Here is an 18641-nt window from a genome sequence, read left to right as displayed (position 1 = left end):
GCTGGCCTCAGAGCGTGCGCGCGATGATCTCTTTCATGATCTCGTTCGAACCGCCGAAGATCTTGCTCACGCGGGAATTCACGTACATGCGGGCAATCGGGTACTCCATCATGTAACCGTAGCCGCCATGCAGCTGCAGGCATTCGTCGATGATCTCGCAGCTGGTCTGCGTACCCCACCACTTGGCCATGGCCGCGGTCTCCGCATCGAGTTCTTCGCGCAGGACCTTGGCCATGCAGTCGTCGACAAAAGCACCGGCGATCACGGCCTTGGTCTTGCACTCGGCCAGCTTGAAGCGCGTGTTCTGCATATCGAGCAGCGTGGCGCCGAAGACCTTGCGTTCGCGCACGTACTCGGTCGTCAGCTCCACCGCGCGCTCCATGGCCGACAGCGCCCCCAGCGCGATGATCATGCGTTCCTGCGGCAGTTGCTGCATGAGCTGGTAGAAGCCCTTGCCTTCTTCCGTGCCCAGCAGGTTCGCGCACGGCACGCGGACGTCGTCGAAGAACAGCTCGGCGGTGTCCAGCCCCTTCTGACCGATCTTTTCGAGGATGCGTCCGCGGCGGAAACCGGGCAGGTTCTCGGTCTCCACCACCACGATCGACACACCCTTGGCGCCCTTGTCCGGATCGGTCTTGCAGACCACCAGGATCAGGTCGGCCAGGAAGCCGTTGGTGATGAAGGTCTTCGAGCCGTTCAGCACGTAGTGGTCGCCGTCGCGCTGCGCGCGGGCCTTGATGCTCTTGAGGTCCGAGCCCGCGCCGGGCTCCGACATGGCAATGGCCGCGACCATCTCGCCGCTGGCCATCTTCGGCAGCCAGTGGCGCTTCTGCGCTTCGGTGCCGTAGCGCAGGATGTAGTGCGCAACGATGCCACTGTGGACGTTGGTGCCCAGGCTGCTCACGCCGGCGCGCGACTGCTCCAGCGTGATGATGGCCTCATGCGCGAAGTTGCCGCCGCCACCGCCGTATTCCTCGGGAATGCTCGCGCACAGCATGCCCATCTCGCCGGCCTTGCGCCAGATCTCGCGGTCCACGTGTTGCTGCTTCCACCAGCGGTCTTCGTGCGGGACCAGCTCGCGCTCGATGAACTTGCGGATGCCATCCTGGAACATGGCCAGGTCATCGGTGATCCAGGGTCTTTGGTTGAATGCCATGATGTCGCTCCTCCCCGGTCAGGGACGGCCGCCGCCGCAGATCAGGACCTGGCCGGTGATGTAGTTGGATTCCGGAATGCAGAGCAGGTACACCGAACCGGCCGCCTCGACCGGGGTGCCGCCACGGCCGAGCGGAATCATCGCTTCGATGTTCTTCATCAGTTGCGGGTTCACGCCGACCTTGATCTCGTTGCCGCCGATATTCAGCGTCGAAGTATTGTCCGAGCCGGCGGTGGCTTCGGTCAGGCGGGTCTTGATCAGGCCGAAGGCCACGCTGTTGACGTTGACCTTGTAGCGGCCCCACTCCTTGGCAAGCGCCTTGGTCAGGCCGTTGATGGCGGCCTTGCCAGCCGAGTAGTTGGCCTGGCCGGCGTTGCCCATCACGCCCGAGACCGACGAGATGTTGACCACCTTGCGGAACACTTCCTGGCCGGCCTCGGCTTCCTTCTTCGCGGCTTCGCGGAAGTAGTCGGCGGCGGCGCGCAGGATGCGGAACGGCGCGGTCACGTGCACGTCCATGATGGCCGACCACTGCTCGTCGGTCATCTTCTGGATCACGTTGTCCCACGTATAGCCGGCGTTGTTGACGATGATGTCCAGCCGCCCGAAGGTCTGCAGCGCGGTACCGACGAAGCGGGTGCCGAAGTCGGCTTCGGTGACGCTGCCCACGCACGCCACGGCCTTGCCGCCGGCGGCGACGATTTCCTGCACCACGACCTGCGCCGGTTCGGCGTCGAGGTCGTTGATGACCACGGCCGCGCCTTCGCTGGCGAGTTTCAGCGCGATCTCGCGGCCGATACCGCGGCCTGAACCCGAAACAATGGCGACCTTGTCGACAAGCTTGCTCATTTCCCTATGCTCCTTTGCTGATCTGTTGAATGTCCCGGCAATGCGGTGCCGCGTCAGGCGGCGAGGGCGATCAGTGCATCGCCCGACAGCTTCGTTTCGCCCGCCTGGTTGCGGGTCTGCAGTGCCACGCGCACCGTGCGCGTGGCCTCATCCTTCTCGACGACCGTGCCCGTGCAGGCGATCTCGTCGCCCACGTGCGTGATGGCCGCAAAGCGCACCGAGAAGCTGCGGATGGCCTGCTGCGGCACCCAGCTGGTAAGCAGGCGCCCGAGGTAGGCCATCGAGAGCATGCCGTGTGCAAAGACGTCTGGCATGCCGGCCTGGCGCGCGAAGTCGATATCGACGTGGATGGCGTTGTGGTCGCCCGAAGCGCCCGCATACAGCGCCAGCGTGAGCCGGGTCAGCGGCGGCGCGGTGAAGGACGGCAGTTCCGAGCCGACCGCGATCTCATCAAACCGGAGGGTCTGCATGACTGTCTCCTTAGCTGTTGCGCACGACGATGGTGCTGCGCAGGTCGGCGACCGGGTCGCCCTTGGCATCGGTCACGCGGGTTTCACGCACCACGAACTCCAGCGCGCCGCCCTTCTTGGCGTAGATATCGGCGACGCGGGTCTCGAAGGTCAGGCGCTCCCCCGCATAGGCCATGCGGTGATACTCGAAGTGCTGCTGGCCGTGCAGGACCTTGCCGATGTCGATGTTCAGGCGCTCGATCATCGCGCGCGGATTGGGCGACTCCATTTCCAGGCAGAACAGGAACGTCGGCGGCACCGGCAGGCCCGGATAGCCCGCGGCCTCGGCCGCGGCCAGGTCGGTGTAGCGCGCGTCGGCCTGGCCCGTCGCCTTGGCGAAGAAGCGCAGGCGACCGGCCTCCACGTCGACGGCGTGGCGCGAGATCAGTGCGCCGATATGCATCTTGTCGATCATTGCTCGCTCCCCTGCCGCTTACTGCTGGCGTTCGTACAGCGTCACCACGCAGGCGCCGCCGAGGCCGAGGTTGTGCTGCAGCGCCAGTCGCGCGCCGTCGACCTGGCGTTCGCCAGCCTTGCCGCGCAATTGCCAGACCAGCTCGGCACACTGCGCAAGACCGGTGGCGCCGAGCGGGTGGCCCTTGGACAGCAGGCCGCCGGACGGATTGGTCACCACGCGGCCGCCGTAGGTGTTGTCGCCGTCGACGATGAACTTCTCGGCCGTGCCCACCGGCGTCAGGCCAAGGCCTTCATACGTGATCAGCTCGTTGGCCGTGAAGCAGTCATGCAGTTCGACCACGTCGATGTCCGCGGGCGACACGCCGGCCTTCTCATAGACGGCGTTCGCCGCGGCTGCGGTCATGTCGTAGCCCACCACCTTGCGCATGTCGCCTTCGTCGAAGGTGCTGTTGCGGTCCGTCGTCATGGCCTGCGCGGCGATCTTTACGCGGGTGTCCAGGCCATGCTTGCGCGCGAACGACTCCGAGCACAGGATGGCGGCGGCCGCGCCACAGGTCGGCGGGCAGCACTGCAGGCGCGTGAGCGGATCGAACACGGTCGGCGCTGCCATCACCTCATCGAGCGTCACCGTGTTGCGGAACACCGCGAACGGGTTGCGCGCGGCGTGCTGGCGTGCCTTGACCGAGATGCGCGCGAAGGTGTCGGGGCGGATGCCGTATTCCTTCATGTACGCGCGCCCGGCGCCGCCGAAGAACTGGGCCGCGCGCGGCGCCTGCTCGTCGAAGCCCTGGACCTGCGCCATGGTCTTGGCGAAGCGCGCCATCGGGCCCGGGCGGTCGGTATAGGCACCCTTGAGCGCGCCCGGCACCATCTGCTCGAAGCCGACCGCGATCGCGCATTCGACCGCGCCGCTTTCCACCGCCTGGCGCGCCAGGAACAGCGCGGTCGAGCCGGTGGCGCAGTTGTTGTTGACGTTGATGACCGGGATACCCGTCAGGCCGACGCCATAGATCGCGGCCTGGCCGGACGTGGAATCGCCGAACACATAGCCTGCGTAAGCCTGCTCGACCAGCGCGTAGTCGATACCCGCGTCGGCCAGCGCTGCCTTGGCGGCGTTGGCGCCCATCACGCCATAGTCATCGCTGGCGCCCGGCTTGGTGAAGCGAATCATGCCGACGCCGGCCACTACCACGTTGTTGCTCATGTCGATTTCCTGCTGAGATAAAGGAGGCAGCCGCTTCAGTTGACTTGCCGGGTGTTGTCTTGCCAGTACGGCGAGCGCAGGTCGCGCTTGAGGATCTTGCCGGCTGCGGACAGCGGCATCTCGCCGCGGAACTCGATGCTCTTCGGGCACTTGTAGCCGGCAATGAACTGGCGGCAATGCTCGCGCAGGCCGGCTTCATCCACCTGGGTGCCGGGCTTGAGCACGACCACGGCGTGCACGGCCTCGCCCCAACGCGTATCGGGCACGCCGATCACGGCACACGACGCCACCGCCGGATGGCGCGAGAGCACGTTCTCGACTTCCGCGGAATAGATGTTCTCGCCGCCGCTGACGATCATGTCCTTGAGGCGGTCGACGATGAACAGGTAGCCGTTTTCATCCATGTAGGCGCCGTCGCCGGTGTGCAGCCAGCCGCCACGCAGCGTGTCGGCGGTCTCGCCTGGCTTGTTCCAGTAGCCCTGCATGACGTTGGGGCCGCGCACCACGATTTCGCCCACGGCGTTGCGCGGGACTTCAACGCCCTGCTCGTCGACGATCTTCACGGTGACGCCGTAGCCGGGACGGCCGGCCGAGCGGTACAGGCCGCTGGCGCGGCCTTCCGGGCCATGGTTGGCGGGCGGATTCACGGAGACCACCGGGGCAGCTTCGGTCAGGCCGTAGGCGTGATAGAACTGCACCTGCGGCAGCGCGGCAGCGCCGCGTCCAGCAGGCCGGCGCTGATCGGCGAGGCGCCGTAGTTGATGCGCTGCAGGCCGCTCAGGTCATGGCTCGCGAAGTCCGGATGGGACAACACCGCCTGCAGCATGGTGGGTACGAGCAGGATCTCGTTGACCTTCTCGCTCACCATGGTTTCCAGCACTTCCCTGGCATCGAAGGCCGGGATCAGCGCGTGCGTGGCGCCGGCGATGAACAGCGTCACAGCCTTGGCCATGGCCGCCGTATGGAACAGCGGGCAGGCGTGCAGCGTGATGGTGTCTTCGGGGCACGGATACTGCGCCATGCGAGAAATCGCCGACGCCCACAGGTTCATGTGCGACTGCATCACGCCCTTGGGCTTGCCCGTGGTACCGCCGGTGTACATGATGGCGGCGAGGTCTTCCCCGCCGCGCAGCGCGTCGTCGACCGGCGTGGCGCTGGCCACCAGTTGCTCGTACGACAGCATGCCGTCGGGCGCCGGGCCGTCGCCGGCGTGGATCAGCAGCGGCTTGCGGCGTGCGCCGGCCACAATGCCCGCCACCATCGGCAGGAAATGGTCGTCGACGATCAGGATGCCGGTGTCGCAGTCGTCCAGCGAATAGACGATCTCGGGCACACTCCAGCGGGTATTGACGGGATTGAGGACGCCGCCGCCCCACCATACGGACAGCATGTATTCGATGTAGCGGTCGGAATTCAGCGCCAGCATGCTGACGCGGTCCCCGGGCGCCATGCCGAGCTGGCGCAGCGCGCCGGCCAGGCGCGCGACGCGGCCGCCAAGCTGGCGAAAGGTCTGGCGGCGGTTGCGGAAAACGGTGGCGGTGCGTTCGGGCGTTTGCTGCAGGCAGCGGTGCAGGCCCTGGGTCAGGTACATACTACGAAGTCTCCGGTGATACGGTGGCGCGCGGCGCGCGGGCGGACGTAGCGCCCCGCTGTAGTGGGCCACTTTAGGAGCCGCCTGGCCGGCTGTCGTCCGCCGAAGGGAGGAAAATCCCGCCGGCCGCCAAATCGTCCAAAGGAACTACGACAGGCGTACGCCACCGTGGAACAATCGCGCTTTTCCTGAGCCCGGCGCATCAAAATGCGTATGATTGAGCACAAATGTGCGAGATCACGGCGTCGATCAGCCATGCCCACAGGAGTAGAGGAGATTCCCTTGCCCGCCCACCCCGCCTCGACCGGCACCCTCAGTGAATCCGGCCTGCCGGGACTCGTGGCCTCCAAGCTGGTGCCGCCGGCCAGTGGGCCGACGACGCTCGCGCGGCCGCAGCTGGTGCAGGGGATGCTCGACGCCAGCGCCGCGCGCCTGATCCTGATCCGCGCGGCCGCCGGCTTCGGCAAGACCACGCTGATGCAGCAGTACGCGGCCCAATGCGCGGCACGCCAGCGCGGCACGGCGTGGCTGCGCGTGGATAGCGGCGACAATGACCTGCAGCGTTTCCTGGTCCACCTGGACGCCGGCCTGCAGGCCCTGCATGGACGGCGCAAGGCCGCGCGCCCCGCCGCGCCCGCAAGCGAGCCCGCCGGCCCGTGGCTGGCGCACCGCATCATCGAACAGGTGGCGGGCGCCGTGCTGCCCTTCAGCATCCTGCTCGACGACTTCGAGGCCGTGCAAAGCGCCTCGGTCCTCAATTTCATCCAGCAACTCGTCGAGGCCATGCCGCCGTGCGGGACGCTGGTGATCGCGTCGCGCGTGACCCCCGAGATCGGCCTGGGGCGCATCCGCGCGCGCGGGCAACTGCTCGAGATCCACCCGGCGCAACTACGCTTCACGCTGGAAGAAGCCACCGCCCTGATCCGCGAGCACTGCCACCTGCCGTTGCGCGACAACGAGATCGCCACGCTGCATCGCTGCACAGAAGGCTGGGCCACCGCGATCTACCTGGCCACGCTGTCGCTGCAGACCCGCACGGACCACGGCGCTTTCGTGGCCTCGTTCTCGGGCACCAACCTTGAACTGGCCGAGTACCTGGCCGAGGACATCCTGGCGCAGCAGGGCGAGGCTTGCCGGACCTTCCTGCTGGAAACCAGCGTGCTGGGCCAGCTCAGCGCGCCGCTCTGCGACGTGGTGACGGGCCGGCAGGACAGCCGCGCTATGATCGACTATCTCGAGCGCGCCAACCTGCTGCTGTTCCCGCTCGATGGCGACCGGACCTGGTATCGCTATCACCCGCTCTTCGCCAGCTTCCTGCAGCACCGGCTGGAACTGCAGCAGCCGGGCCGCGCCACCGCACTGCACCGCGCGGCGGCACGCTGGTACCTGGATCAGAACCGCCCCGTGCCGGCAGTGGACCATCTGCTCCAGGCCGGCCTGCACGACGAGGCGTTGCCCGAGATCGCGCGCCAGGCCGATACGCTGCTGGCCGGGGGCCGCGTGCGGCTGCTGGTGCGATGGCTGGACCAGATCCACCCCGAGGCGCTGGCCCCCTATCCGCGCGTGCGGCTCGCGCGTGCATGGGCGCTGCTGCTCAACCGGCGCTATCCCGAAGCCCTGCAGGCCGTCGAATCGATCCAGGCCGAGCTCGACGCCAGCCCCTGCAGCCAGCGGCTCGCCGTGGAGGCCGAAACCATCCGCTGCGTACTGCTGGTGATGACCGACCAGGTGGAAGCCTGCCGCCAGGCCAGCATGGTCCAGATTAACCGGCTCGGACCCGATGACCTGTTCCAGTACTGCATCCTGGCCAATTCGCTCGCATACAGCCAGATCTGCACGCACCGCTACGACGATGCGCGCAGCGTGCTGTCGCGCGCGATCCAGCGGGGCGCCAATGAGCGCTCGGTATTCATGCGCAGCATCGCCGATTGCCTCGAGGGCATCATCGACCTGGTACAGGGCCGCCTGGGCAATGCACTGGCGCGCTTCCACACCGCATCCACGCGCACGTGGGATGACGCGCGCGGCGATATCACCGGTGACAAGCCCGCCATCGACACCTCATGGGCGCTGGCCCTGTACGAAAACGACGCGCTCGACGAGATGGCCCGGCTGCTGGCCGACGCACTCCCTTACACCAAGGCCAACGGGCCGCCCGACTCGGTCATCGGCTGCCACGTGCTCAGCGCGCGGCTGGCGCTGCTGCGTGGCGACAAGGAGCAGTGGCTGCGCGTGCTGGCCGAGCTGGAGCAACTGGGCCAGCAGGTCAACGCCGAGCGTTCGGTGTGCTCCGCCTGGCTGGAGCGGGCCCGCGTGGCCACGCTGGAGGGCCGGCTCGAGGCCGCCGAGCAGGCGCTGCGCGCCGTCGATCTCTATGGCGGCTGGGAAGCGCTTGATACCGCCGGCCACGCCAGCGACATCGATCGTCCGTCGATCGCGCGGCGCCGGCTGGAGATTGCGCAGGGACAGCATGCCCGGGCACTCGCCGCGCTGGACCCTGCCATTGCTTGCGCGACCGCGCACCAGCGTTACTGGCGCCTGATCAAGCTGCGCATCCTGCGCGCCGCGGCGCTGGATGGCCTGGCGCGGCGTGAGGAGGCGCTGCAGGAAATCACCGAAGCGCTGCGCCTGGCGAGCCATGAAGGCTTCCTGCGCACGTTCCTCGATGAAGGCGACGGCGTCGCTGCGCTCGTGCGCACGTGGGCTTCGGCACACCAGGCGCAAGCGGCGGCCCTAGGCATCGCGCCTTCGTTCGTCGCGCGATTGCTCGGCAAGCTGGCAGGCGCTTGCGCCAGTCACGACACCGAACCCGCGCTGGTGGCCGGCCTGTCGGACAGCCTCACGGCGCGCGAACTGGAAGTCCTTCAGATGTTGTCGGCGGGGCTGCGCAACCGCGCCATCGCCGAGCGGCTGTTCCTTTCCGAACTGACGGTCAAGTCCCACCTGCGCAAGATCAACACCAAGCTGGGGGCGCAGAACCGCACCGAAGCGGTGGCGATCGGGCGCGCCCGCGGGCTGATTCCGTAAGACTCAAGGGGAAAGACACGGCACATTGTGCCGGTCCCCTGGCCGGCCTTCTTCCCCACCGGGTCTATCAGTACGGTCGGGCGTGCCGCCTTGGATTCCACGCTTTTTGGAGTATCATACGATGATAATATTATTATCATCGTATGCAACTACGAAGCACCTGTGCATCCCCCTGCTGCGGCCACGCGCACGCCGGTTCAGATGAGGACTCGAGGTGCACTATTTCTTGATGAGGGGTCAGTGGTAGAAGTGACGATCGAACCCCCTGCGAGGGACGCATTTCAGGGAAGGAATTCCGCGCGGTTGGCTTTCGTGGCCAGTCAATTCGAGTGTGACGTCCTGCTCACGAGCGGCGCCTGGGTCGCAAATGCCAAGGACGTCATGGAGGTCGTGCGGCTGTCGGCCCGCGCCGGCTCGCACATACTCATCCAGGCGACCGGACCGGACGAGGCGGCTGCCCTCGTTACCATCGCCGCATTGTTGAGGGGGAAGATGCTTCCCAAGTCTCTCTGATGGGCACCGACAAGATGCACGCGGACCGCTCCTCATTCGAGGCCTACCTGAAATTCCTGTCCGAGTCGACCAACGACGGTACGCCCCAGGTGTTGGAAACCCGGCACGCGCTGTCGCTGCATTTCGACGCACTGGCCACCCAAAGCTTCATGTCGCGCAAGGATCCCGACAAGCTGGTGCTGGGTTACACCCGGACGATGATGGCATTCCTGTTATTGCACCCGACTCCCGCGAGAATCTCGATGATCGGCTTGGGCGGCGGTTCACTTGCCAAATACTGCTACCGGCATCTCGCCAGCACCAAAGTGGTGGCGATTGAGATCAATCCGGCGGTGATCGCCTTGCGCGAGCAGTTCCAAATCCCGCCGGACGACGAACGGCTCGAGGTGGTTTGCGCGGATGGCGCCGAGTATGTAGCAAACCAGAATGCACGTCCGGACGTCATCCTGGTGGACGGATTCCTGGCCGACGGCATGCCGGAACAGCTTGGCACCGCGGACTTCTATGCCGCCTGCCACGCACGCCTCGCCGATAACGGTGTGCTGGTCGCGAATTTTCTCGAGACCGATCCCGACATACCGCTTTATCTGGAGGAGGTCGGTACCGCATTCGGCAAGTCCATGTCGCTTTCCCTTGCTGAAGACAGTGCCAACTACACGTTGTTCGCCTGGAAAGGACAGAACAAGCTGCCCTCGCTGGATGCACTGCTGGCACGTGCGCGCGTCCTGCAAACCGCGCATCCGCTGAACCTGACCGCGGCCGCCCGCCGGCTCAAACGCGGCGAGCGCGTTGCGTCGGATCGCGCCTCCTGGCCCAAGCCGCCGAGGCACCCGATTCAGTATTGACGAGCCCCCACACAAGCGTCTGATCAGCCCAGCCATGCCCATCCCGCACCTGCGTAAGCTAACCGGAAGGGAGCGCAGCCCCGGAAGCAATCGGCAACTGGCTTGTTACCTCACCTTTGTTGCCGGAGCGACCAATGCCGGGGGCTTTCTGGCCGTGCATCAATACACCTCGCACATGTCCGGCATCGTGTCCGCCATGGCCGACAACCTGGCACTGGGCAGCCTTTGGCTGATGCTGGATGGCCTGGGGGCCATCCTGTCATTCCTGGCGGGCGCCGCCTGCTCGGCAGTTCTGGTCAACTGGGGCCGCCGCGAACGCCTGCACAGCGAATATGCGTTGCCGCTCATGCTGGAAGCCGCGCTGCTGGTGTGTTTCGGCCTGCTTGGAAGCAATCTCCAGCGCCACGAATGGCTATTCGTGCCGGCAACGGCCATGGTGCTCTGCTTCATCATGGGCCTGCAAAATGCTCTGGTCACCAAGTTATCGAATGCCGAGATCCGCACCACGCACGTGACCGGCATGGTCACGGACATCGGTATCGAACTGGGCAAGCTCTTTTATTGGAACCTGTCCAGGGACAACTCGAGCAAACCACCAGTGCTCGCCAATCGGCACAAACTACGAGTGCTTATCACGCTGGTCACCCTGTTCTTCGCTGGAGGCGTCATTGGCGCCATAGGATTCAAGCACATCGGGTTCAGCGCCACGCTTGCTTTGGCGATGCTGCTGCTCGCCCTCGCGGCAGTGCCAGTGCTGGACGATGTCCGTCTGCACTTATGGCGCGGCGACCTGCTGCCTCATTTGGCCGCACGCTCCCGGCGTTGGGCTCGCACAGTAAAGGATGAGGCGCACGCCGTATGGTTGGCTGCGCAAGATCCCCGCACGCCATGGTATGCGAAGGCGCTAGCCTCGCCGATCGCCGCCTATGCCTTGTCGCCCATTGACCTGATTCCCGATTTCGTTCCCGTGCTTGGCTATGTCGAGGACGTGGTGCTGGTGCCTCTGGCCTTGTCGCTGGCAATGCGGCTTATCCCGATTGAGGTGATGCGTCAGCATCGCGCCACGGCAGCGACCAGCGAGTGCCCCGTCAGTCGCGTTGCAGCGCGGGTGATCATGACGCTCTGGGCTATTGCCGCGGTATTGGGATCGGCCTGGCTGGTGCAACATCTCCCGTCGCGGTAAGGCGCCGTTTTGCAAGCTCATTGCTGCGCAAGGTCAGCCGCCCTCTTTTATTCCGCATCGCACAATGCCTCATGACCTTGCTTGCTCCAGCAAGCATTCGCGCCCAAGCTGAAGGCTCGAATGGAGGAACATCATGCAAACCACCAACTTCGTCTGGCACTACACGGTCGGCACGAGGTTGCCCGCGATCGCGGAAACCGGCGTGCTGATTCCGTCCAGGTCGCTGCATGCTGCGGCGTCGCTGGGCGTGTTGTGGTTCTCGCGGCGGCAGTCCTGGGAGCCGTCCACGGCCCGCACCGGCTGGAAGCTCCACGCCGCCAACAAGCTCGCGTTCCCAGAAACGGAAGGCCTCTTCCGCTTCGGCTTGCGCGCCTCGGACAGCCGTCTCGTGCCGTGGCCGGCGGTCACGCGCCTGGCCGATATCGATATTCCTGAAGCGATGTCCATGGTCTCGGCAGGGCTGCGCTGCGGCGCGAGCCCGACTGACTGGCTCGGCGTGCTGACGCAGGTTCCGCTCTCGGATCTGCGCTTCCAACGCTGGGACGGCGCGGCGTGGTGCGATGCACACCTGTACGACATCGACCTCGCGGCGCTCGCCGCGATGCGGCCGGTAGTGCGGGTCGGGCACGGCAGGCGCGTTCCCGTCTCCGCGCCCCGCGGCGGCACGATGCACGACGTCCACTGATGCCGTATCTTGCGCCGCGATGCAAGTGAGGTGCCGTTGGCACGAGCTTCCGAAACGCCAATGCGAGTGCTGTCTTGACACCTTGCGAACGGCTTCCTTTAATGGGTAACACACATCACGCCTGTCGTACGAAAGGCCCGACCTATTACATCAAGCCATGATCCAACCTGGCGGCGTTGAAGATCCCCAGCGCAAGAAGGAAGAACTGCGCAGCTTCCTGTTCCTCACCGCGGTGATGGTGCCGGTACTGTCGGTCATCATCGTGGCAGGCTACGGCTTTATTGTGTGGATGAGCCAACTGATCAGCGGCCCGCCCTCGCATTGAGCCGACCACCCCGCAAGAGGATCCATATCGGCAACCATAAAAAGGCTGCAATACAGAATTAGACGGCCTTTAGCTGGAGTTACCGCATGCCAGCTGCACGACCCAGCATTCCCATCGGGCTGATCCCATCCACCGAAGAGTGGCATATAGCAGGGATCGTGGTATACGCGCACCCTCAAAGCGTGGCCCATGTTCGCGCCGCCGTCGAAGCCATGACCGGCGTGGAGATCCATGCTGCCAGCGACAACGGCAAGATGGTGGTCACCGTCGAAGCCCCTACCTCCCGCGCCATCGCCGCCCAGCTCACCTGCCTTCACCAGCTTGAGGGCGTGCTGTCCGCCACCCTGGTCTATCAGCACAACGAAGACGCCGAAGCCATGAACGAGGAGATCACCGAATGAAAGTCTCTCGTCGGGAGTTCATCAAGCAGACCGCCGTCGCGGCGACGGCATCGGTAGCCGGCATTCAGCTACCGGCCGAGGCCGCCAACTTCGTCACGGACAGCGAAGTCACCAAGCTGAAATGGTCGAAGGCGCCGTGCCGCTTCTGTGGCACGGGCTGCGGCGTGACCGTGGCCGTGCGCGACAACAAGGTGGTGGCCACCCAGGGCGACCCGCAGTGCGAGGTCAACAAGGGCCTGAACTGCGTCAAGGGCTACTTCCTGTCGAAGATCATGTACGGGCAGGACCGGCTGACCAAGCCGCTGCTGCGCATGAAGAACGGCAAGTACGACAAGAACGGCGAGTTCGCCCCGGTCACGTGGGACCAGGCGTTCGACGAGATGGAACGCCAGTTCAAGCGCGTACTCAAGGAAAAGGGCCCGACCGCCCTGGGCATGTTCGGCTCGGGCCAGTGGACCGTATGGGAAGGCTACGCGGCGTCCAAGCTGTTCAAGGCGGGCTTCCGCTCCAACAATATCGACCCCAACGCGCGCCATTGCATGGCATCGGCCGTGCAGGGCTTCATGCGCACCTTCGGCATGGACGAGCCGATGGGCTGCTATGACGATTTCGAGGCCGCCGATGCGTTCGTGCTGTGGGGCTCGAACATGGCCGAGATGCACCCGATCCTGTGGACGCGCATCACCGACCGCCGCCTGAGCCACCCGAAGACGCGCGTGGCCGTGCTGTCGACGTTCACGCACCGTTCGTTCGACCTGGCGGACCTGCCCATCATCTTCACGCCGCAGACCGACCTGGCGATGCTGAACTTCATCGCCAACTACATCATCCGCAATAACAAGGTCAACAAGGACTTCGTCAACAAGCACACGGTCTTCAAGGAGGGCGTGACGGATATCGGCTATGGCCTGCGCCCCGAACATCCGCTGCAAAAGGCCGCGAAAAACGCCGCCAGTCCCGGCGATTCCAAGCCGATCACGTTCGACGATTTCGCGAGGTTCGTCTCCAAGTACGACATCGACTACGTCAGCAAGCTTTCCGGCGTGCCGAAGGACAAGCTGAACCAGCTTGCCGAGCTGTACGCGGACCCGAACATCAAGGTGATGTCGTTGTGGACCATGGGGTTCAATCAGCATACGCGCGGCAGCTGGGTCAACAACATGGTCTACAACGTCCACCTGCTGACGGGCAAGATCGCCACGCCCGGCAACAGCCCGTTCTCGCTGACCGGGCAGCCGTCCGCGTGCGGCACGGCGCGCGAAGTGGGCACCTTCTCGCACCGGCTGCCGGCCGACATGGTGGTCACCAACCCGAAGCACCGCGAGGAAGCCGAGCGCATCTGGAAGCTGCCGCCGGGCACCATCGTCGAGAAGCCCGGCTATCACGCCGTACTGCAGAACCGCATGCTCAAGGACGGCAAGCTCAATGCCTATTGGGTGCAGGTCAACAACAATATGCAGGCGGCCGCCAACATCATGGAGGAAGCCCTCCCCGGCTACCGCAATCCTTCCAATTTCATCGTCGTGTCGGACGCGTACCCGACCGTGACGGCCTTGTCGGCGGACCTGATTTTGCCCAGCGCGATGTGGGTGGAGAAGGAAGGTGCCTATGGCAACGCCGAACGCCGCACGCAGTTCTGGCACCAGCTCGTCGATGCTCCGGGCGATTCTCGCTCGGACTTGTGGCAGCTGATGGAGTTCTCCAAGCGCTTCAAGGTTGACGAAGTCTGGCCGGCGGACCTGCTGGCCAAGAAGCCCGAGTACAAGGGCAAGACGCTGTTCGACGTGCTTTACCGCAACGGCCAGGTCGACAAGTTCCCGATCAAGGAAGTCAACGCCGAGTACAACAACGCGGAATCGAAGGCCTTTGGCTTCTACGTGCAAAAGGGCCTGTTCGAGGAATACGCGAGCTTCGGCCGCGGACATGGCCACGACCTGGCCCCGTTCGACCGGTATCACGAAGAACGCGGCCTGCGCTGGCCGGTGGTCAACGGCAAGGAGACGCGCTGGCGCTACCGCGAAGGCAGCGACCCCTACGTGAAGGCCGGCACCGGCTTCCAGTTCTACGGCAATCCGGACGGCAAGGCCGTGATCTTCGCGCTGCCGTACGAGCCGCCGCCCGAATCGCCGGACAAGGAGTACCCGTTCTGGCTGGCCACAGGCCGCGTGCTGGAGCACTGGCACTCCGGGTCGATGACACGGCGCGTGCCGGAGCTGTACCGCGCCTTCCCGAACGCCGTGGTGTTCATGCATCCCGAGGACGCCAAGGCCATGGGGCTGCGGCGCGGCGTCGAGGTCGAGGTGGTATCGCGGCGCGGGCGCATGCGCTCGCGCGTGGAAACACGCGGGCGCGACGCGCCGCCACGCGGCCTGGTGTTCGTGCCGTGGTTCGATGCCAGCCAGCTCATCAACAAGGTCACGCTCGACGCGACCTGTCCAATCTCGCTGCAGACCGACTACAAGAAGTGCGCGGTAAAGATCGTCAAGGTGTAACCGCCCACGCCAACCACAAAAAGGAGACGCCATGATACCGAGCCGATCCTGGGCACCCCTACTCGCCCTGTGTACCTGGCTGCTGGCCGCGCTCACCCTGTTCGCGGCCGCACCCGCCGGCGCACAGGGCCTGACGGATGCCATGCGCGGCCCCACGCCGGTGGCCAGCGAGAGCAAGGCCCCCATCCTCTACCCGACCGAGAACAAGGACATCCGGCGCACCCGCAACTACACCATGCAGCCGCCGACGATCCCGCACAAGATCGACGGGTACCAGCTCGACAAGGACTTCAACCGCTGCATGTTCTGCCATGCGCGCACGCGCACGGAGGAAACGCAGGCGATCCCGGTCAGCATCACGCACTACATGGACCGCAACAACAACGTGCTGGCCGACGTCTCGCCGCGGCGCTACTTCTGCACGCAGTGCCATGTGCCACAGGCCGATGCCAAGCCGCTGGTCGGCAACAGCTTCGTCGATGTGGAAACGATGCTCAAGGGCAAGCCCGGCGGCAAGAGCGCAGGCAAATAAACCACAACACAGGTGCGCGCCATGCTGGATCTCCTCAAGCGCTACTGGCGGACCATCAACCGGCCCAGCGCCTATTTCAGCCTGGGCTTCCTGACGCTGGGCGGCTTCATCGCCGGGGTGGTGTTCTGGGGCGCGTTCAATACCGCGCTGGAACTGACCAATACCGAGCAGTTCTGCACGGGCTGTCATGAAATGCGCGACAACGTGTACCAGGAGCTACAGGGCACCATCCACTTCACCAACCGCAGCGGCGTGCGCGCCAAGTGTTCGGACTGCCACGTGCCCCACAACTGGACGTCCAAGATGGCGCGCAAGATGCAGGCGTCAAAGGAAGTCTGGGCGAAGATCTTCGGCACCGTCGACACGCGCGAGAAGTTCCAGGCGCACCGGCTGGAGCTGGCACAGCACGAATGGGCCCGCTTCAAGGCCAACGATTCGCTCGAATGCCGCAACTGCCACGATTACCAGTCGATGGACTTCACGCGCCAGAGTCCGCGCGCGCAGGCCATGCATTCCACCTACCTGGAAAGCAAGGAGAAGACCTGCATCGACTGCCACAAGGGAATTGCCCACCACCTCCCCGATATATCGAAAGCGGAGGAAAAGTAGCGCGTGCAAAGCCGTTTGTCCGGGATCTCCTGTGATGGCATGGCCGGCGGCCCGGCGCTGCGGGCCAGCGGACTGGCATTTTCCCGTTCGGGACGCCCGGTCTTCGCCGGCATCGAGCTGGCGCTGGACGCCGGCGGGCTGGTGCAGGTGCTGGGCACGAACGGCAGCGGCAAGTCAACGCTGCTGCGCGTGCTGAGCGGGCTGCTGCCGCCCGCTGAAGGCGGCGTCAGCTGGCAAGGCTTGCCGGTACGCACCGGCGACCCGTCCTACCTGCAGTCGCTGGCCTATCTGGGCCATGCCGACGGCATCGACACCGACCTGAGCGCCGCCGAGAACCTGCGCTTTGCCGCGAGGCTGGCCGGCCTGCGGCCATCGCCGGACGCCGTGCGAACGGCGCTGGCACGACTTGGCATGGAGCGCGCGATGCAGGCCCCGGTACGTACCCTTTCACAAGGCCAGCGCCGGCGCGTCGCGCTGGCCCGGCTGGCACTGATTCCGCGCACGCTGTGGCTGCTGGACGAACCGCTGACCTCGGTCGATGACCAGTCGGCCAGCCGCTTTCATGAACTGCTCGACGCGCACCTGCAAGACGGGGGCATGGCCGTGATCGCCACGCACCGGCTGCTTCCCGGCGGCGGCGACATCCTCGAACTCGGCGCAGCGACGGCGCTTGCCCCGGCGTGAAGACACCATGATTGCCACCCTCGGCGCCATCGTCATGCATGACCTCTCGCTCGCCTGGCGGCGGCGCGGCAGCCTGCTGGGCAGCGTGGTGTTCTTCGTCATCGCCGCGAGCCTGTTCCCGCTCGCCATCGGCCCTGACCCGCAGCAACTGCGCGCGCTGGCGCCCGGCATCCTGTGGGTCGCTGCGCTGCTGGCGTCGATGCTGTCGCTGTCCCGGCTGTTCGCGCAGGAGTATGCCGATGGCAGCCTGGACCAGCTGCTGCTGTCGCCCCAGCCACTGGCCTTGCTGGTGCTGGCGAAAATCTGCGCCCACTGGCTGACCAGCGGCGTGCCGCTGCTGTTGCTGACGCCGCTGCTGGCGCAGCAGTACAGCCTGCCGGCCGGATCGGCGCTGCTGCTGTCCGCATCGCTGCTGGTCGGTACGCCGGCGCTGAGCCTGATCGGCGCGGTCGGCGCGGCACTTACGCTGGGCGTGCGTGGCGGCGCCGTCTTGCTGTGCATCCTGGTATTGCCGCTGTGCGTGCCGGTGCTGGTGTTCGGCGCCAGCGCGGGCGCCGCGGCCGATGCGGGGCTGGACGTCATGCCGCAGTTCTCGCTGCTGGGCGCCTGCCTGGCGCTGTCGCTGTTCCTGTGCCCGCTTGCGACCGCGGCGGGGCTTCGCATCGCCATGGAGTAGGCCGCATGAGCCAACCGCTGCACTCCGCCCACGCAACTAGTCACCGGGGACAGATCCGTCGGCCGCGCTGGCTGGCCTTTGCCGCGCCGGTGCGCTTCTATCCGCTCGCGGGCCGGCTTGCGCCGTGGTTCTTCCTCGCCGCCGCGCTGTTGCTCGCGGCCGGCCTGTGGCTGGGCTTCATCGTGGCGCCGACCGACGCGCAGCAAGGCGAGGTTTACCGCATCATCTTCATCCACGTGCCGGCGGCGTGGATGTCGATGTTCATCTACCTGGTCATGGCCGGCTACTGCGCGCTCGCGCTCGTGCTGCGCACGCGCCTGTCGTCGATGATGGCTTCCGCGCTCGCGCCCACCGGCGCACTGTTCACCGCCATTGCTCTGTGGACCGGCGCACTGTGGGGCAAGCCCACGTGGGGCACGTGGTGGGTGTGGGATGCGCGCCTGACCTCAGAACTGCTGCTGCTCTTTCTCTACCTCGGCTTTATCGCGCTGGAGGCCGCCATCGACGAGCCGCGCCGCGCCGAGCGCGCATGCGCCGTGCTGGCGCTGGTCGGCGTGGCAAATATTCCGGTGATCTACTTTTCGGTGCAGTGGTGGAACACGCTGCACCAGGGCGCCTCGGTCAGCCTGACCGCCGCGCCGTCGATGGCCGCGACCATGCTGGCCGGCATGCTGGTGATGACGCTGGCGTGCTGGATGTACACCATCGCCGTGGCGCTGGTGCGCGTGCGCTGCATCCTGCGCGAGCGCGGCGAAGCCGGCACGCTGACGGCCGATCTTCGGGAGACTGCACCATGAGTGGCTTCACCCTGGCTTCGCTGTCGGGCCATGGCGGCTATATTGCCGCCGCGTTCGGCATGGCGCTCGCGCTGATCGGCATCGAACTGGTGCTGCTGGGCCGGCGCAGCCGCGCCAGCAATGCCGGGCATTCACGGCGATGATGC

Annotated in this window: 19 protein-coding genes and 1 pseudogene; 14 read left to right on the top strand and 6 right to left on the bottom strand. The window is 65.8% G+C overall.

The window, feature by feature from the left end:
- Positions 1-7 precede the first annotated feature (7 nt).
- The 6 genes and pseudogenes from AC3FKG_RS19370 to AC3FKG_RS19345 form a co-directional block, all read right to left on the bottom strand.
- A complete protein-coding gene (locus AC3FKG_RS19370; RefSeq protein ID WP_488743907.1) occupies positions 8-1156 on the bottom strand; it encodes an acyl-CoA dehydrogenase family protein in 1149 nt (382 codons plus the stop codon).
- Between the two features lie 18 nt (positions 1157-1174).
- Positions 1175-2005 carry an SDR family NAD(P)-dependent oxidoreductase gene (locus AC3FKG_RS19365; RefSeq protein WP_488743906.1) on the bottom strand — a complete coding sequence of 277 codons (831 nt, stop codon included), beginning with the start codon at positions 2003-2005 and terminating at the stop codon, positions 1175-1177.
- A 53-nt stretch (positions 2006-2058) separates the two neighbouring features.
- Positions 2059-2475, bottom strand: coding sequence for a MaoC family dehydratase (locus AC3FKG_RS19360; RefSeq protein ID WP_488743905.1), 417 nt, complete (start codon positions 2473-2475; stop codon positions 2059-2061).
- Positions 2476-2485: 10 nt separating this feature from the next.
- Positions 2486-2929 (bottom strand): MaoC family dehydratase N-terminal domain-containing protein, encoded by a 444-nt coding sequence (locus tag AC3FKG_RS19355; RefSeq protein ID WP_483713435.1) that lies wholly within the window; start codon positions 2927-2929, stop codon positions 2486-2488.
- 18 nt (positions 2930-2947) lie between these two features.
- Positions 2948-4135 (bottom strand): lipid-transfer protein, encoded by a 1188-nt coding sequence (locus AC3FKG_RS19350; protein WP_488743904.1) that lies wholly within the window; start codon positions 4133-4135, stop codon positions 2948-2950.
- A 35-nt stretch (positions 4136-4170) separates the two neighbouring features.
- A pseudogene (locus tag AC3FKG_RS19345) lies at positions 4171-5726 on the bottom strand (long-chain-fatty-acid--CoA ligase).
- Between the two features lie 282 nt (positions 5727-6008).
- On the opposite strand from AC3FKG_RS19345, the gene AC3FKG_RS19340 reads away from it, so the two are divergent.
- The 14 genes from AC3FKG_RS19340 to AC3FKG_RS19275 all read left to right on the top strand — a co-directional run bounded on the left by AC3FKG_RS19340 (position 6009) and on the right by AC3FKG_RS19275 (position 18638).
- Complete coding sequence (locus tag AC3FKG_RS19340; protein WP_488743903.1) at positions 6009-8753, top strand: winged helix-turn-helix domain-containing protein; 2745 nt, start codon at positions 6009-6011, stop codon at positions 8751-8753.
- Between the two features lie 201 nt (positions 8754-8954).
- On the top strand, positions 8955-9266 hold the full coding sequence (locus AC3FKG_RS19335; protein WP_488743957.1) for an HPr family phosphocarrier protein: 312 nt from the start codon (positions 8955-8957) through the stop codon (positions 9264-9266).
- A gap of 14 nt (positions 9267-9280) precedes the next feature.
- On the top strand, positions 9281-10111 hold the full coding sequence (locus AC3FKG_RS19330) for a fused MFS/spermidine synthase (protein ID WP_483714462.1): 831 nt from the start codon (positions 9281-9283) through the stop codon (positions 10109-10111).
- Between the two features lie 34 nt (positions 10112-10145).
- Positions 10146-11294, top strand: coding sequence for a DUF1275 domain-containing transporter (locus AC3FKG_RS19325; protein ID WP_488743902.1), 1149 nt, complete (start codon positions 10146-10148; stop codon positions 11292-11294).
- Positions 11295-11427: 133 nt separating this feature from the next.
- The gene (locus AC3FKG_RS19320) at positions 11428-11979 is read left to right on the top strand and encodes a hypothetical protein (protein ID WP_488743901.1); all 552 of its coding nucleotides are present in this window, start codon (positions 11428-11430) and stop codon (positions 11977-11979) included.
- 157 nt (positions 11980-12136) lie between these two features.
- Complete coding sequence (gene napE, locus AC3FKG_RS19315; protein ID WP_483733753.1) at positions 12137-12304, top strand: periplasmic nitrate reductase, NapE protein; 168 nt, start codon at positions 12137-12139, stop codon at positions 12302-12304.
- An 86-nt stretch (positions 12305-12390) separates the two neighbouring features.
- A complete protein-coding gene (locus AC3FKG_RS19310) occupies positions 12391-12705 on the top strand; it encodes a chaperone NapD (RefSeq protein ID WP_488674618.1) in 315 nt (104 codons plus the stop codon).
- Positions 12702-15197, top strand: coding sequence for a periplasmic nitrate reductase subunit alpha (gene napA / locus AC3FKG_RS19305; RefSeq protein WP_488743900.1), 2496 nt, complete (start codon positions 12702-12704; stop codon positions 15195-15197). Before AC3FKG_RS19310 ends, napA begins: the two co-directional genes overlap by 4 nt.
- Positions 15198-15228: 31 nt before the next feature.
- Positions 15229-15729 (top strand): nitrate reductase cytochrome c-type subunit, encoded by a 501-nt coding sequence (locus tag AC3FKG_RS19300; RefSeq protein ID WP_488743899.1) that lies wholly within the window; start codon positions 15229-15231, stop codon positions 15727-15729.
- Positions 15730-15750: 21 nt separating this feature from the next.
- Positions 15751-16338 carry a cytochrome c3 family protein gene (locus AC3FKG_RS19295; protein ID WP_488743898.1) on the top strand — a complete coding sequence of 196 codons (588 nt, stop codon included), beginning with the start codon at positions 15751-15753 and terminating at the stop codon, positions 16336-16338.
- A 39-nt stretch (positions 16339-16377) separates the two neighbouring features.
- Positions 16378-17022, top strand: coding sequence for a cytochrome c biogenesis heme-transporting ATPase CcmA (gene ccmA / locus AC3FKG_RS19290; RefSeq protein WP_488743956.1), 645 nt, complete (start codon positions 16378-16380; stop codon positions 17020-17022).
- Positions 17023-17029: 7 nt separating this feature from the next.
- Complete coding sequence (ccmB, locus tag AC3FKG_RS19285; protein WP_483733748.1) at positions 17030-17698, top strand: heme exporter protein CcmB; 669 nt, start codon at positions 17030-17032, stop codon at positions 17696-17698.
- A 5-nt stretch (positions 17699-17703) separates the two neighbouring features.
- Positions 17704-18495: a heme ABC transporter permease CcmC gene (gene ccmC, locus AC3FKG_RS19280; protein WP_483714841.1), complete on the top strand. Its 792-nt coding sequence runs from the start codon at positions 17704-17706 to the stop codon at positions 18493-18495.
- Positions 18492-18638 carry a heme exporter protein CcmD gene (locus AC3FKG_RS19275; protein WP_488743897.1) on the top strand — a complete coding sequence of 49 codons (147 nt, stop codon included), beginning with the start codon at positions 18492-18494 and terminating at the stop codon, positions 18636-18638. The genes ccmC and AC3FKG_RS19275 overlap by 4 nt, the downstream gene beginning before the upstream one ends.
- Positions 18639-18641 lie beyond the last annotated feature (3 nt).

This window comes from Cupriavidus sp. 22TCCZM04-2 (assembly GCF_057798895.1).
The sequence above is the reverse complement of the archived record's forward strand: the minus strand, read 5'-3'. Positions and strand labels throughout refer to the sequence as shown.

Bases quoted from the DNA above. Each gene is read 5' to 3' on its own strand.
- AC3FKG_RS19370 (WP_488743907.1), bottom strand. From the start codon at position 1,156: ATGGCATTCAACCAAAGACCCTGGATCACCGATGACCTGGCCATGTTC.
- AC3FKG_RS19365 (WP_488743906.1), bottom strand. From the start codon at position 2,005: ATGAGCAAGCTTGTCGACAAGGTCGCCATTGTTTCGGGTTCAGGCCGC.
- AC3FKG_RS19360 (WP_488743905.1), bottom strand. From the start codon at position 2,475: ATGCAGACCCTCCGGTTTGATGAGATCGCGGTCGGCTCGGAACTGCCG.
- AC3FKG_RS19355 (WP_483713435.1), bottom strand. From the start codon at position 2,929: ATGATCGACAAGATGCATATCGGCGCACTGATCTCGCGCCACGCCGTC.
- AC3FKG_RS19350 (WP_488743904.1), bottom strand. From the start codon at position 4,135: ATGAGCAACAACGTGGTAGTGGCCGGCGTCGGCATGATTCGCTTCACC.
- AC3FKG_RS19335 (WP_488743957.1), top strand. From the start codon at position 8,955: ATGAGGACTCGAGGTGCACTATTTCTTGATGAGGGGTCAGTGGTAGAA.
- AC3FKG_RS19330 (WP_483714462.1), top strand. From the start codon at position 9,281: ATGCACGCGGACCGCTCCTCATTCGAGGCCTACCTGAAATTCCTGTCC.
- AC3FKG_RS19325 (WP_488743902.1), top strand. From the start codon at position 10,146: ATGCCCATCCCGCACCTGCGTAAGCTAACCGGAAGGGAGCGCAGCCCC.
- AC3FKG_RS19320 (WP_488743901.1), top strand. From the start codon at position 11,428: ATGCAAACCACCAACTTCGTCTGGCACTACACGGTCGGCACGAGGTTG.
- napE (WP_483733753.1), top strand. From the start codon at position 12,137: ATGATCCAACCTGGCGGCGTTGAAGATCCCCAGCGCAAGAAGGAAGAA.
- AC3FKG_RS19310 (WP_488674618.1), top strand. From the start codon at position 12,391: ATGCCAGCTGCACGACCCAGCATTCCCATCGGGCTGATCCCATCCACC.
- napA (WP_488743900.1), top strand. From the start codon at position 12,702: ATGAAAGTCTCTCGTCGGGAGTTCATCAAGCAGACCGCCGTCGCGGCG.
- AC3FKG_RS19300 (WP_488743899.1), top strand. From the start codon at position 15,229: ATGATACCGAGCCGATCCTGGGCACCCCTACTCGCCCTGTGTACCTGG.
- AC3FKG_RS19295 (WP_488743898.1), top strand. From the start codon at position 15,751: ATGCTGGATCTCCTCAAGCGCTACTGGCGGACCATCAACCGGCCCAGC.
- ccmA (WP_488743956.1), top strand. From the start codon at position 16,378: ATGGCCGGCGGCCCGGCGCTGCGGGCCAGCGGACTGGCATTTTCCCGT.
- ccmB (WP_483733748.1), top strand. From the start codon at position 17,030: ATGATTGCCACCCTCGGCGCCATCGTCATGCATGACCTCTCGCTCGCC.
- ccmC (WP_483714841.1), top strand. From the start codon at position 17,704: ATGAGCCAACCGCTGCACTCCGCCCACGCAACTAGTCACCGGGGACAG.
- AC3FKG_RS19275 (WP_488743897.1), top strand. From the start codon at position 18,492: ATGAGTGGCTTCACCCTGGCTTCGCTGTCGGGCCATGGCGGCTATATT.